The following is a 12,513-nucleotide window of genomic DNA, read 5'->3' on the forward strand; positions in this document are numbered from 1 at the left end:
AGGGCGCAGGGAAGGCCGGGTGCGCGCTGCACCCGCGGTCTCGTGTGCGATTGTGCAACAAGATGGTGCACACGAGCATACAGGGCAGCGGGGAACACCCAGCCTTCCCTGCGCAATGGCTTTACGGCTTATGACGCGCTCTCCCCGGTGAGACGGCCTCTATTGCCACCGTCGCCTCTGGTCAGCGTTAGCCTCCCAAAAGCTTGACGCCGTTACGGGCGTCAGGACCACACGCTTTTGCCGTACGCCTCTGCCGCGCCCGTCAAGCGCAACATCGGCGTCCATCGCGACCCGCCCAACGTTCGTGACGATGGCCGACGCCCCTCATGGCAGGACGGGATGGGCAAATATGTGCCGGTGATTTGGGGTGCGTGGAAAGAAAAATCTTTTTGATTTTCGGAATTTTTCGACTTGACATGATTTCCGGTAACCCGAAGTGATTTGCCCGTCGGGTTGTTTTGTCACAGGCGAAGACACAACTTCGTTGTTGCGTGCGAAGCGACGCAGTTCGTAGGGCGGGTTAGCGAAGCGTAACCCCGACATCACGAGCTCATCGGGTGCTCAAATCATCGCCTTTCGCGCCACAACGAACGGCCGCGCGTCCTTACCGCGCGAGGCGTGGCGCGCAAGTTCGATGATTTCAAATCCCGCCGACGCGATCTCGCGCTCCAGATCCTCCGCGGACAGGAACGTTACATGGGGCGCCTTGCCGATGAGCTGCGCCAAGGGCACCGCGATCCGCAGCAGCGGATTCATTTCCTTCAGGCATGGCGTCTTCGAAAGGAACAGCCCGCCAGGCCGCAGCAGCCGATGGATGCCTCGCAAGACCGCTGCGCGGTCGGCCACCAGATGCAGGACATTGAAGCCGAACGCGACGTCAAAACTTCCGTCGGGCCACTGCGCCGCCTCGGGCCGCGCCACCTCGAACGTGATATTGCCGCAGCCTTCGGCATGAGCCTTCTCACGCGCGATCGCGATCATTTCGCCGGACAGGTCGGTCGCCATGATGCGCCCGACCGATGGCGCAAGTCTAAGCGCCGTCGTTCCCGTCCCGCATCCGAACTCGAAAGCCGCCTCATTGCCGTTGAGATAATGTCGCGTTCGCTCCAGCGTGCGCTCATAGCCCGGCATATCGGCAATCGGATCGGCGGCATATTTGCGCGCGATGCGGTCCCAGAACTGCGCATCATTTGCGGTACGAAACATGGCGTCCCCTATGCGGAGGCTTCTAGCATATACGGAGGAATTGGAAACTTCGGATGGCAGCCCGTAGGCGGATTGGCGTAAGCGTAATCCGCCGCTCGGTCTGTTACAAAGGCGGCGGATTACGCCTTCCGCCTTCGCTCTGCGAGCTACGGCGGACAGGTCGGCTAATCCGTGCTACGTGCTAAGTCGTCCGCGGTTCATGGTCCGGGGTAAGGCCCCTTTCCCGAATATTGGTTGCGAGGACTGGTACATGATCGACTGGACGACCTTGATAGCTTACGTCTCAATCGTTCTTGGATTCGTTTTCATACCTGGTCCTGCCACACTCCTCACCGTCGCCCGGGCAACAAGCTCGGGTACCCGGGTCGGCATCGCGACCGGAGCTGGAATCGCGGCGGGCGATGTTATTCATACCTTCACGGCGATCGTCGGCATTTCCGCCATCATCGCCGCGTCGGCAACGCTTTTTAGTATCGTCAAGTATCTCGGCGCCGCCTATTTGGTCTTTCTCGGAGTACAGGCGATCATCGCAAAATCACCGTCGGATCCAACTGCCGCCCGATCAGTTCTGATCACGCCGCAGACGGCGTTTCGGCAGGCCATCGTGGCCGAAGTGCTAAACCCAAAGACCGCGCTTTTCTTCCTGGCCTTCCTGCCTCAGTTCGTCGACTCCGGGAATGGCTCGGTGGCGCTGCAACTGGCGATCTTCGGGACAATCTTTGTCCTGTTGGGCTTGCTGAGCACCGTGATATTTGCGGTTTCGGCCGGGCGCCTGGGCAACTTTCTCCGCCGCAATCCGACGGTGCTGAAGTGGCAAGGCAAGATCGTGGGCGGAATTTATTGCGCTCTGGGCGTCCGCCTGGCTCTGCAGGAGCGCTAGCATTATTGCCAGCAACGCCCGCCGCTGAGCCGATCGGCATGTAGAGCACACGGGGCATGGCCTGAGACCCCCTTTGTGCGAGGATTAGCGCAGCGTAATCCGATGGATGAATCGATGTGGTGGATTACGCCTTCCGCCTTCGCTCTGCGAGCTACGGCGGACAGGTCGGCTAATCCACCCTATGAGCTGAAGTGCGGGATGACGAGGCTTGATAAACAGTCGGCTTTTTATCGCAACCTATCAATCAAGATTTCGTCACCCCGCTCAGATCAGCCTGCGCTGCTCGGCACCGGCGTGTTGAGCAGCTGCTGCTCCCAGAGGAACGCGATGCCGCTGCCAGCGACGTGTTGCTTAAGCACCTCCGTCAGCTCGCCGGCGTGCTCGGTGCGCGCCCAGTCGCGCTGCCATTCCGATGCCAGGGCCAGCCAGGTCATCATGTTCGCACCGGCCGCGATCATGCGCTGGATGGCCACCTCGTGCGCCTCGACTGACGTGCCGCCCGAAGCGTCGGTGATGACCGTGACATCCCAGCCTTCGCCCAGCGCCTGAATAACCGGCATGGCGACGCAGATCTCGGTCCACAAGCCAGCGATAATCAGTTGCTTGCGACCCGTCGCCTTGACTGCGTCCACGACCTTCCTGTCTTCCCAGGTATTGATGAACGTCCGGTCGATGACCTCCTGGCCGGGAAACACGTCGGTGATGTGGGGGAAGATCAGGCCGCCGCGCTCGGCGATGACGCTCGTCAGGATGGTGGGGACGCCGAATGCCTTAGCCACCTTTGCCAAGGCCGTCGAATTGTTGACCACCGCATGCGGATCGTGACTGTTCAGGTTCGCGAGCTGGTAGGGCTGGTGGTCGATAAGAACGAGTACCGAGTCGTCGGGACGAAGAAGCGAAGCAAGGCCGTTACGAAAAGTCATTATTACATCCTTTGCTGCCGTTGTGAGCGGCATTGGTTTTGCGGGACATGCGCCAGGGGGACGTTGCCTGGAGCCAGTATTTGCCGTTCCTATTCGAGATGCGGTAGCACCCCATTGTGGAAAGCTGTGTCGCGGAAAGGGGAACGCTAAATGGACATCGAAGAGCTGCAGACCTTCGTAGAGGTGGCTGATGCTGGGGGAGTTTCGCCTGCTGCGCTCCGGCTCGGCGTCTCCAAGTCAATCGTCAGTCGGCGGCTCTTCCGGCTTGAAGCGGAACTTGGTGTCCAGCTTCTTGCACGGACCACCCGGGGCGCCGCTCTCACGGAAGCAGGGGCCACGTTCCGAGATTATGCGGCCAGAGTCTGCGCCGAGATCGACGTGGCCAGAGAAACGATCCTACCCGCCGGTGACCTTCGCGGCCGCTTGCGGATTGCTGTGCCGGTTTCTTTCGGCCCGACTCACTTCGCTCCCATCCTCGCGGAAATGGCGCGTCGCCATCCCAAGCTCCAAATCCACACCTGCTACAGTGATCGCTTCGTCGATCTCATCACAGAGGGTTATGATTGTGCGATACGGGTTGGCTATCTTCAGGATTCCAACTTGATCGCAAGACGGGTCGGACCAATCCATGGGAAGTTCGTCGCGAGCCCGGACTACATCAAGGCGCATGGGTCGCCCGAGACGCCGGAGGAACTCGTCGCTCATGAGGCTCTGATGCAGGGCACCGAAGCCTGGCAACTCATGGATGGCGACAAGATCATCACGATTCGTCCGCAGGGGCGCTTCAAGGCAGACAACGGCACAGCTCTAGTCGCCGCCGCAACAGCAGGACTCGGGATTGCCTACCTCCCCGACGGCCTCACCGATGAATATGTAGCCTCCGGAGCGCTTGTGCCGGTCCTGACACGTTATCCCCCACCTCCGGCGGGTGCATATGTCATCCGCCCGCCAGGCCAGCATCCCGCACGGAAGATACGCGTCCTCACCGAATTGCTGATCGAGTATTGCGAACCGGCTCCGCACCTCGCGGGTGTCGATCGCTAAAAGGCGTCTGTGGGCGGGTTAGCGAAGCGTAACCCGCCGCACCACTAGTGCGTCACGGTAAAACAATGCGGTGCATTACGCCTGCGGCTAATCCACTTTAAGAGCTTCTTTCAGTTTTTGCTTCTTCAATCCCACCAAAAGTACCACCAGTCGTTCGCCATCAGATAGGCAGCGAGCGCGCTGTAGGTCTGAGCGCCTTGATCGACTATGTCCGCGCAGTAGATGTATTGATCGCGAGCCAGCGCAAGTGCCTCCTCCCGCGTTGCTGGCTTGGTAGCCACCCGCACATTCAGCGTGTCGGAGCTCATGCCGATCAGTTCCGCGCCGTAGCGGTCGCGCCAAGTCCTCATCGCTGCAACATGATACTCGGCCGCCGGACAAGCATTCCAATTGCCCCAACGAAGGTACGCTGGAATGGTGGTCCAATCGTCGGTCGGTGCAACGCCAATGAAGACCTTCGAAAACGGCCGGCCTGATAGATCTCTTGCAACTGAAAGCCCGATGGATGGTTCTGGTGAGGCCGGCCAGTCTCCAACCGGAGGATCGCGGTGCGCTCGCAGCATCGCGGCAGTCGTTTCCTCCCGCGATAGGGTCCGCGTGCTTCCATTGTTCGTCTCGGTGATTTGCGGAAGCGGCATGTTGGGATTGGCCGCGAGAGCGGCCTTCAGCCGCTCTAGAGCTGCGTCCCTTTTTTCTTTCCCGCGCTTGGCGATATCCTCCGGAAAACTAATGTCCGCAGCCAACTTGAGTATTGCTTCGACGGAGAGGCGCGGCTGGACATTTGGCATGTCCGGACCGAACGGTGTGAGCAGATTGTCAAAAGCATCACCTCCGAGAATCACCGGGCAACCTGCGCCGGATGATTTCAGCTCCTGCCACTTCGCCAGTGCGTGATCGCCGGTCGTCTCAATCAGCTTGAGTGGAAAGTTCGCCAGAGCCTTCTGTCGGAATTCATCTGGCGTCATCGCGCTCGATCCTCGCACTCCAGCAGCAAGCGCTCCGGCAAGAAGCCATCGCAACAAGTCCCGCCGATGCATCAATCGTGTCCCCGGGCGCCGCTGCGCGGCCACTTCCTCTCAGTCCGACGGTAGCGCGGTTGTGTCAAGTGCCAAGCACATCCCGAACTATCGGAGCCCCCTACTCCCACTCAATCGTCCCCGGCGGCTTGCTCGTCACGTCATACACCACCCTATTCACCCCCTTCACCTCGTTGATGATCCGCGTCGCGGTCTCGCCCAGGAACTTCATCTCGAAGGGATAGAAGTCCGCGGTCATGCCGTCGGTGGAGGTGACGGCGCGGAGGCCGACGACGTATTCGTAGGTGCGGCCGTCGCCCATGACGCCGACGGTCTTCACCGGCAGCAGCACCGCAAAGGCCTGCCAGATCGCATCGTAGAGGCCGTGTTTCCTGATTTGATCGATATAGACGGCATCCGCATTGCGGAGGATGTCGAGCTTTTCCTTGGTGATGTCGCCGGGGCAGCGGATGGCGAGGCCCGGCCCGGGGAACGGGTGGCGGCCGACGAAGATTTCGGGGAGGCCGAGTTCGCGGCCGAGCACGCGGACCTCGTCCTTGAACAATTCGCGCAAGGGTTCGACCAGCTTCATGTTCATACGATCAGGAAGGCCGCCGACATTGTGGTGGCTCTTGATCGTCACCGACGGGCCGCCGGTGAAGGAGACGCTCTCGATCACGTCGGGGTAGAGCGTGCCCTGCGCCAGGAAATCCGCGCCGCCGATCTTCTTGGCTTCAGCATCGAACACGTCGATGAACAGACGGCCGATGGTCTTGCGCTTCACTTCGGGGTCGGTGACCCCAGCGAGTTCGCCCAAGAATTGCTTGGAGGCATCCACGTGCACCAGCGGAATGTTGTAGTGGTGGCGGAACAGGTCGACGACGGTCTTGGCTTCATCGAGCCGCAGCATGCCGTGATCGACGAACACGCAGGTGAGCTGGTCGCCGACCGCCTCGTGGATCAGCACCGCGGCGACCGCCGAGTCGACGCCGCCGGAGAGGCCGCAGATCACCCTGCCCTTGCCGACCTGGGCGCGGATTTTTTCAATTGCCTCCTCGCGGAACGCGCGCATGGTCCAGTCGCCGGTGAGGCCGGAAACTTTTCTGACGAAATTGCGGATCAGTTTTGCACCATCCGGCGTGTGCACCACTTCGGGGTGGAACATCAGGCCGTAATATTTGCGCTTCTCGTCCTGGATGACCGCGAACGGCGCGTTGGCGCTGACGCCGGCGACCGAAAAGCCCGGCGGCATCTTGGTGATGCGGTCGCCATGGCTCATCCAGACCTGGTGTTTCTCGCCCATGCCCCAGGTGGATTCGAACAGCTGGCTCGCCGCCTTGACCTCGACATCGGCGCGGCCGAACTCGCGGTGATGGCCGCCCTCGACCTCGCCGCCGAGCTGGGCGGCCATGGTCATCTGGCCGTAGCAGATGCCGAGCACGGGAACGCCGGAATCGAAGATCAGCTGCGGCGCGCGGGGCGAGCCGGCCTCATGCACCGATTCCGGGCCGCCGGAGAGGATCACCGCTTTCGGCTTCATCTCCTTGAAGGCGGCTTCCGCCTTCTGGAACGGCACGATCTCGGAATAAACGCCCTCCTCGCGGACGCGGCGGGCGATCAGTTGCGTCACCTGACTGCCGAAATCGACGATCAGAATCTTGTCGTGCGCCGAGGCCACTGAAGGCGTCGACTCTGCTGCGGGCTGTGCTGCTGTCATGGACAGGAATTACGCGACGGGGGCCGCGCTCGCAACCGCACAAACGGGGGACTCACATTCTTATGTGGGCGTGGACAAATGGGATTAGGACAGTATTATTGACGTAATTTGCCGGGTTTGGCGTGTTCGGCTAAGCATCTGGTTTATTAGTTCGCGGTGCAGCCGCGAGCTCGCTGCACCTCTCCCGCTTGCGGGGGAGGTCGACGCGCGAAGCGCGGCGGGTGGGGGCTCTCTCCACTTGGGCAGTCCGACTCGTGGAGACACCCCCACCCCGCCCTCCCCCGCAAGCGGGAGAGGGAGTGCACCGCCGCCGTGGATGCATCAGACGATCGCCAGAGCACAGGACCCCCACATGAAAATCCCAACCCTGCCCTTCACCGTCACCGACTGGAGCAAGGTCGAGCCGACGACGCACATGGGTGAGACCGGACAGGCGACGTGGCGGACGCTTGATATCGGCGACTTGCGGGTGCGGATGGTCGAGTACACGCCGGGCTACCTCGCCGATCACTGGTGCGACCGCGGGCATGTGCTCTACGTGCTGGAGGGTGAGCTCGAAAGCGAGCTGCGGGATGGGCGCAAATTCAAGCTGACGCCGGGCATGAGCTACCAGGTGTCGGATTTCGGTGACGCGGCGCACCGGTCGTCGACGAAGACCGGGGCGAAGCTGTTTATTGTGGATTGAGAGAGTTCCCGCCGTCATTGCGAGCGAAGCGAAGCAATTCACCTCTCGGCATAACGGATGGATGGATTGCTTCGTCGCTTCGCTCCTCGCAATGACGACGGTGGAATCGTAGGGTGGGCAAAGCGAAGCGTGCCCACCATCCGGTCCACGCGTTGAAAGATGGTGGGCACGGCGCAAGTGCGCCTTTGCCCACCCTACGACTTACGCCTTCTTCAACACCGACACAAAAAACCCGTCCGTTCCCGTGCGCCGCGGGGTCATCAGCCAACCCTCCGGCGACTGCAGCGCAGCGTTGGCAAAATCTTCCGCCTTGTCCCACAGCACGCTCGCCGTCTGTTCCGGCGGTACCACCGCAAACTCCGGATGGCGCGCGACAAAACTGCGAACCTGCGCGCCGTTTTCCGGTGGCAGCACGGAGCACGTGATGTAGGCGATCCGGCCGCCCGGCTTTACCAGAGCGGCCGCGCGATCAAGCACTTCGGCCTGGTCCTTCAAGCGCACGTCGAGCGCGCCGGGGCGCATCCGCCATTTGGCGTCGGGGTTGCGGCGCCAGGTGCCGGTGCCGGTGCACGGCGCGTCGATCACCACCAGATCGGCTGAGGCGTGGATGTCGGCCAGCGGGTCGGCGTCGCCCTTCGGCGTGCGGACATCGGCGTTGTGGATGCCGGCGCGCGACAGCCGCTCGTGGATCGGTGCGAGCTGGCGCTTGTCATGGTCGGTGGCAATCAAACGGCCCTTGCCCTGCATCATTGCCGCTAACGCTAGTGTCTTGCCGCCGGCGCCGGCGCAGAGGTCGATCACCTGCTCGCCGGGTTTTGCCGCCGACAGCAACGCCGCCAGCTGCGAGCCTTCATCCTGCACTTCAACGGCGCCCTTGATAAAGTCCTCCTCGGCATGGATGCCGGGGTTGCGGGCGTCGGCGCCGAGTTCGATGCGCAGGCCGATCGCGGACCACGGCGTCGGCTGCGCGCCGAGATGAGAAAGCCGCGGCAACATCTTCTCGCGGTTGGCTTTTAGGGTGTTAATGCGAAGGTCGAGCGGCGCCCGGCTGGCCATGGCCGTGGCCTCGGCGACGCGGTCGTCGCCGAACACTTCCATCAGATGCGCATCCAGCCATTCCGGGTAATCGCCGGCGATGTGCGGCGGCGCACCGTCGAGGGAACGCGAGGTCAGTGCGGAGCGCTCGCCGTCGCTGAGCGGTTCCGGGGCAAAGCGGCCGCCGTCGCAGAGCGCGGCGATGGCGTCCGTATCGAGCTTGCGCTCGAGCCGGAGCATGCCGAGCACGCGGGCCCGTGACGTGTCGGCCTCCATCAGCCAGGCGCTGGAGGCGCGGCGGCGCAGCACGTCCCAGATCAGGCCCGAAATCGCGGCACGGTCGCCGGAACCGGCATAACGGTGCGCGGTGCCCCATTCCTTCAGCGCCTTGGCGGCGGGAACACGCTGGGCGTCGATGGTGTCGATCAGTTCGATGGCTGCGGACAGCCGGGCGGCGGGGGTCATTCAAAGCTTTCGGTTCGAGAAGGTCGCGCTCAGATGAGCAACAGCATCTTCAGCGCGAAGTAGATCCACATCGCCAGCAGCACAAGGACGCCGGCGAACCAGGCCAGCGAGCGGGTCCGGACGTCGTTGGAGGTCACGAAGATCCCGGCATGGGCAAAGCGCGTCACGACAAACACCCAGGACATCAGCAGGATGAAGAAATCGGCCTTGCGCAGCGGCAGCGCCAGCGCGATCAGGATGTAGAACAGGACCGGGATTTCGAACTGGTTGCTGTAACAATTGCCGATCTTGGTGGCTTTTTCGGGCCAGTTCGGCTGCCGCAGGGCGATGTCCTTCAGGCTGGTTTCCTTCGCTTTCAGGGCACTGGTCCGCGCCGTGGCCATCCACAGCAGCAGCGCAAAGGTCAGCCCGACCTGGGCAAAGACAGGCAGCAGAACCAGTTGAATCGACATCAGGACGCCCATGGGAATCTCCCCGGAGGCATCTGCCTCGGGTGAACCAATAGCGGGGGTACCGCCGCCTGACAAATCGCCGTTCGGGCTGAACCACAATCGGCCCCCGCGTGACCAACTGCTGGAGCGCTCGGGTCATTCCGGTCCTGATGGCTCCGCCCCTTCGAGATGCCGCCATGAACATCACCTCACCGCTCTGGACCGGCGCGGCCCGCGTGGCCGAAGTGCCCGGCGATTCCGTGACCTCCCTGCTCCGGACGGTTGGCGCCGGAACCGGCTGGTTCGACGACAGCGTCGATGGCGGGCTTGGCATTGTGATGTCGACGCTGGCCGGTGTCGCCGCCGCGCTGGCGGTGGCGATCGTGCTGTCGGTCTATTTCCGCAGCGGCACCCGCAGCCCGCGCGACCTTTTCAAGCACGGCCTCGCCGCTGTTGTCGTGATCGCCCTCGTCGCCTTCGTGGTCTACGACGTCAGGCATGCTGCGCTGGCCTATCTCGGCATCAATCCGGCAAAACCCGCGGTGGAATTCGAAATCCGCCTGCCGAAGGCGGCGCTGACCGCGATATCGGATACGCAGGTGGAACTGCTGACCGACCGGAACCAGAAGCTGGCCAAAGTGCAGGACGCGCTGGCCGCCACGTCAGACGGCCGCAGCGTGCTCAGGGGAACCGTCACGCTCGACTACCGCACCACCGAGCGCATGGTGGTGCTCAATCTGCCCGGGAGAGCGCAAACCCAGTTCAAGCTGCGGCTGCCGGCCAGCCCCACGCATTCCGACAAGTTCGGGCCGTGGCATCTGGCCGACGGCATCACGCTTGCGAAGGGCGACACCGTGACACCAGAGACGCATAACGCCTTCGCGATCCGCTACCGCGTGCTGTGAGCGCTACTTTCTTCCTTCTCCCCTTGTGGGAGAAGGTGGCGCGAAGCGCCGGATGAGGGGTCTCTATCCGCATCTGGAAATCTTGCCGTGAGGAGAGAACCCCTCACCCGTCTTCGCTTCGCGAAGCCACCCTCTCCCACAAGGGGAGAGGGAAGGAAGATGCTGCTTCTCAATTCAAACAATTTTTCAAACAAGCCATCAAACAACCTTGCGCGCGCCGTTGAACGTGCGGACGATCACGACTCAAATTTCATCATTCCGTCGCCGACAAATCTATAATCGGCGACGAAAGGAATATCGCATGAGCCAATTCCGCCTTACCCAGATTTCCGACACCCACCTCGCCCGCCGCCTCGCAAAGCTCACCGACAATTTTCATCGCGCAGCTGAACATATCGACGCGACGCGGCCAGATCTTGTGATCAACAGCGGCGATCTTGCTTTCGATGCGCCGACCAGCCCGGACGATCTCGCCTTCGCCAAATCGCTGCACGCCGAGCTGCCGGTCGCCTGTCGCTATCTGCCCGGCAATCACGACATCGGCGACAACCCGACCGCGGTCGGACCGGTGCCATCACATCCCGCGAACGAACAGCACCTGCAAACCTTTCGCGCTGTGATCGGCGAAGACCGCTGGCGGTTCGACGAAGCCGGCTGGTGTTTTGTCGGATTGAACTCGCTGATCATGAACACCGGCCTTGCCAGCGAGGCCGAGCAGTTCGACTGGCTTGCGTCGGAACTGGCGCGCACGAACGGCAAGCCGGTCGCGCTGTTCGTGCACAAGCCGCTTTATCTCAATCTGCCCGATGACCCCGAACTGGAATCATCGGCGATCCGCTACGTGCCGCAGCCGGCGCGGGCGCGGCTGATCGAGATGTTCGGCACGGTCGATCTGCGCCTGATCGCCTCCGGCCATGTCCACCAGCGCCGCGATTTCACCTATCGCCGCGTCCGTCATGTCTGGGCGCCATCGGCCGGTTTCATCATCTCGGATGCGCGGCAGGAGCGGATCGCGATCAAGGAAACCGGGCTGGTGGAGTATCGTTTTACGCCGGACAGTTTTGAAGTCCGCCACGCCCGCGCGCCCGGCCAGGTCGATGTCGACCTGGACGAGTTGCTTTACCCGGATCGAAAGGCGGAGAGCGCTTAAGCCTTGTCCGGCCCGACGCGCACCAGCTGCTTGCCGAAATTGGCGCCCTTGAGCAGGCCCATGAACGCAGCGGGCGCGCTGTCGAGGCCTTCGGTGACGAATTCCTTGTGCTTGATCTTGCCTTCACGGAACCACCCCGACATGTCGCGCAGGAAGTCGCCGTGGCGCGCGGCAAAATCGCTGACGATGAAGCCGCGGATGGTGAGGCGCTTGGTCAGCACCGCGCGCATCATCTTGCCGGCCCATTTCGGCGAGGTCTCGCCGAAATTGTTGTACTCGGCGATCAAGCCGCAGACCGGCATGCGCGCGAACGCATTGAGCTGCGGGAACACCGCCTCGAACACCGCGCCGCCGACGTTTTCAAAATAGACGTCGATCCCCTTCGGGCAGGCGTCCTTCAGCTTCGCCGCGAGATCGGGATCGCGGTGATCGAGGCAATCATCGAAGCCGAGTTCCTTTTTGACGTAGTCGCACTTGTCCTTGCCGCCGGCGATGCCGATCGCCCGCGCACCCTTGATCCTGGCGATCTGGCCGACGGCTGAACCGACGGCGCCGGAGGCCGCCGCCACCACCACGGTCTCGCCCGGCTGCGGCTTGCCGATGTCGAGCAGGCCGGTATAGGCGGTCATGCCGGGCATGCCGAGCACGCCGACCGCGGTCGAGATCGGCGCGATCTTCGGATCGATCTTTGCCAAACCCTCGCCATCGGAAATCGCATGCGTCTGCCAGCCGGCGCGCGACAGCACGATGTCGCCTTTCGCAAAACCGGGATTGTTCGAGGCGATCACCTCACTGACCGTGCCGCCTTCCATCACGCCGTCGATCGGCACCGGCGCCGCATAGGACGGGCCGTCGCTCATCCGCCCGCGCATATAGGGATCGAGCGACAGCCAGATGGTGCGCAGCAGGACCTGGCCCTCGCCGGGCGTCGGCGCGGTATATTCCTCGAGGCGGAAGTCGGATGGCTTGGGTTCGCCCACGGGACGGGACGCGAGAACGATGCGTTTTGCGGATTGGGACATGGTTGGTTCCTCCGATTGTTATTCTTCGTCATTG

At 62.5% G+C, this 12,513-nt stretch carries 12 protein-coding genes; 5 read left to right on the forward strand and 7 right to left on the reverse strand.

Annotated elements, in window-relative coordinates; genetic code table 11:
- Window positions 1-561: 561 nt before the first annotated feature.
- Window positions 562-1,206, reverse strand: a complete 645-nt coding sequence (locus JQ567_RS05835; RefSeq protein WP_211994506.1) for a class I SAM-dependent methyltransferase — start codon at window positions 1,204-1,206, stop codon at window positions 562-564.
- Window positions 1,207-1,456: 250 nt separating this feature from the next.
- On the opposite strand from JQ567_RS05835, the gene JQ567_RS05840 reads away from it, so the two are divergent.
- Window positions 1,457-2,086 carry a LysE family translocator gene (locus tag JQ567_RS05840; protein ID WP_212437926.1) on the forward strand — a complete coding sequence of 210 codons (630 nt, stop codon included), beginning with the start codon at window positions 1,457-1,459 and terminating at the stop codon, window positions 2,084-2,086.
- A 269-nt stretch (window positions 2,087-2,355) separates the two neighbouring features.
- Here the strand turns inward: JQ567_RS05840 and JQ567_RS05845 are convergent, their stop codons facing one another.
- Complete coding sequence (locus JQ567_RS05845) at window positions 2,356-3,009, reverse strand: hydrolase (protein WP_212437927.1); 654 nt, start codon at window positions 3,007-3,009, stop codon at window positions 2,356-2,358.
- A gap of 150 nt (window positions 3,010-3,159) precedes the next feature.
- Between JQ567_RS05845 and JQ567_RS05850 the strand changes: the two genes are divergently transcribed.
- On the forward strand, window positions 3,160-4,053 hold the full coding sequence (locus JQ567_RS05850) for a LysR family transcriptional regulator (protein ID WP_212437928.1): 894 nt from the start codon (window positions 3,160-3,162) through the stop codon (window positions 4,051-4,053).
- 125 nt (window positions 4,054-4,178) lie between these two features.
- On the opposite strand, the gene JQ567_RS05855 is transcribed toward JQ567_RS05850, so the two are convergent.
- Entirely contained in the window at window positions 4,179-5,018 is an 840-nt protein-coding gene (locus JQ567_RS05855; protein WP_249165281.1) for a DUF4253 domain-containing protein, read from the reverse strand.
- Between the two features lie 172 nt (window positions 5,019-5,190).
- Entirely contained in the window at window positions 5,191-6,786 is a 1,596-nt protein-coding gene (gene guaA, locus JQ567_RS05860; RefSeq protein ID WP_212437930.1) for a glutamine-hydrolyzing GMP synthase, read from the reverse strand.
- 352 nt (window positions 6,787-7,138) lie between these two features.
- Between guaA and JQ567_RS05865 the strand changes: the two genes are divergently transcribed.
- A complete protein-coding gene (locus JQ567_RS05865) occupies window positions 7,139-7,471 on the forward strand; it encodes a DHCW motif cupin fold protein (protein WP_212437931.1) in 333 nt (110 codons plus the stop codon).
- 201 nt (window positions 7,472-7,672) lie between these two features.
- On the opposite strand, the gene JQ567_RS05870 is transcribed toward JQ567_RS05865, so the two are convergent.
- Together JQ567_RS05870 and JQ567_RS05875 are read right to left on the reverse strand one after the other, a co-directional pair.
- Window positions 7,673-8,971 carry an RsmB/NOP family class I SAM-dependent RNA methyltransferase gene (locus JQ567_RS05870; RefSeq protein ID WP_212437932.1) on the reverse strand — a complete coding sequence of 433 codons (1,299 nt, stop codon included), beginning with the start codon at window positions 8,969-8,971 and terminating at the stop codon, window positions 7,673-7,675.
- A 29-nt stretch (window positions 8,972-9,000) separates the two neighbouring features.
- Window positions 9,001-9,423, reverse strand: a complete 423-nt coding sequence (locus JQ567_RS05875; protein WP_212438125.1) for an MAPEG family protein — start codon at window positions 9,421-9,423, stop codon at window positions 9,001-9,003.
- A gap of 176 nt (window positions 9,424-9,599) precedes the next feature.
- On the opposite strand from JQ567_RS05875, the gene JQ567_RS05880 reads away from it, so the two are divergent.
- Both JQ567_RS05880 and JQ567_RS05885 read left to right on the forward strand, forming a co-directional pair.
- Window positions 9,600-10,307 carry an acriflavin resistance protein gene (locus JQ567_RS05880; protein WP_312017356.1) on the forward strand — a complete coding sequence of 236 codons (708 nt, stop codon included), beginning with the start codon at window positions 9,600-9,602 and terminating at the stop codon, window positions 10,305-10,307.
- A gap of 301 nt (window positions 10,308-10,608) precedes the next feature.
- Complete coding sequence (locus JQ567_RS05885) at window positions 10,609-11,457, forward strand: metallophosphoesterase (RefSeq protein ID WP_212437933.1); 849 nt, start codon at window positions 10,609-10,611, stop codon at window positions 11,455-11,457.
- Here the strand turns inward: JQ567_RS05885 and JQ567_RS05890 are convergent.
- The gene (locus JQ567_RS05890) at window positions 11,454-12,479 is read right to left on the reverse strand and encodes an NADP-dependent oxidoreductase (protein ID WP_212437934.1); all 1,026 of its coding nucleotides are present in this window, start codon (window positions 12,477-12,479) and stop codon (window positions 11,454-11,456) included. The two genes, JQ567_RS05885 and JQ567_RS05890, sit on opposite strands and share 4 nt — an antisense overlap.
- Between the last annotated feature and the right edge of the window lie 34 nt (window positions 12,480-12,513).

The sequence above is a fragment of the Bradyrhizobium sp. AUGA SZCCT0431 genome (assembly GCF_018131065.1).
In the GTDB taxonomy this organism is placed as follows: Bacteria; Pseudomonadota; Alphaproteobacteria; order Rhizobiales; family Xanthobacteraceae; genus Bradyrhizobium.

What these genes read in the sequence shown, in the direction of transcription:
- JQ567_RS05845 (WP_212437927.1), bottom strand. Translation starts at nt 3,009, where the DNA reads ATGACTTTTCGTAACGGCCTTGCTTCGCTTCTTCGTCCCGACGACTCG.
- JQ567_RS05890 (WP_212437934.1), bottom strand. Translation starts at nt 12,479, where the DNA reads ATGTCCCAATCCGCAAAACGCATCGTTCTCGCGTCCCGTCCCGTGGGC.
- JQ567_RS05875 (WP_212438125.1), bottom strand. Translation starts at nt 9,423, where the DNA reads ATGTCGATTCAACTGGTTCTGCTGCCTGTCTTTGCCCAGGTCGGGCTG.
- JQ567_RS05840 (WP_212437926.1), top strand. Translation starts at nt 1,457, where the DNA reads ATGATCGACTGGACGACCTTGATAGCTTACGTCTCAATCGTTCTTGGA.
- JQ567_RS05885 (WP_212437933.1), top strand. Translation starts at nt 10,609, where the DNA reads ATGAGCCAATTCCGCCTTACCCAGATTTCCGACACCCACCTCGCCCGC.
- guaA (WP_212437930.1), bottom strand. Translation starts at nt 6,786, where the DNA reads ATGACAGCAGCACAGCCCGCAGCAGAGTCGACGCCTTCAGTGGCCTCG.
- JQ567_RS05870 (WP_212437932.1), bottom strand. Translation starts at nt 8,971, where the DNA reads ATGACCCCCGCCGCCCGGCTGTCCGCAGCCATCGAACTGATCGACACC.
- JQ567_RS05850 (WP_212437928.1), top strand. Translation starts at nt 3,160, where the DNA reads ATGGACATCGAAGAGCTGCAGACCTTCGTAGAGGTGGCTGATGCTGGG.
- JQ567_RS05835 (WP_211994506.1), bottom strand. Translation starts at nt 1,206, where the DNA reads ATGTTTCGTACCGCAAATGATGCGCAGTTCTGGGACCGCATCGCGCGC.
- JQ567_RS05880 (WP_312017356.1), top strand. Translation starts at nt 9,600, where the DNA reads ATGAACATCACCTCACCGCTCTGGACCGGCGCGGCCCGCGTGGCCGAA.
- JQ567_RS05855 (WP_249165281.1), bottom strand. Translation starts at nt 5,018, where the DNA reads ATGACGCCAGATGAATTCCGACAGAAGGCTCTGGCGAACTTTCCACTC.
- JQ567_RS05865 (WP_212437931.1), top strand. Translation starts at nt 7,139, where the DNA reads ATGAAAATCCCAACCCTGCCCTTCACCGTCACCGACTGGAGCAAGGTC.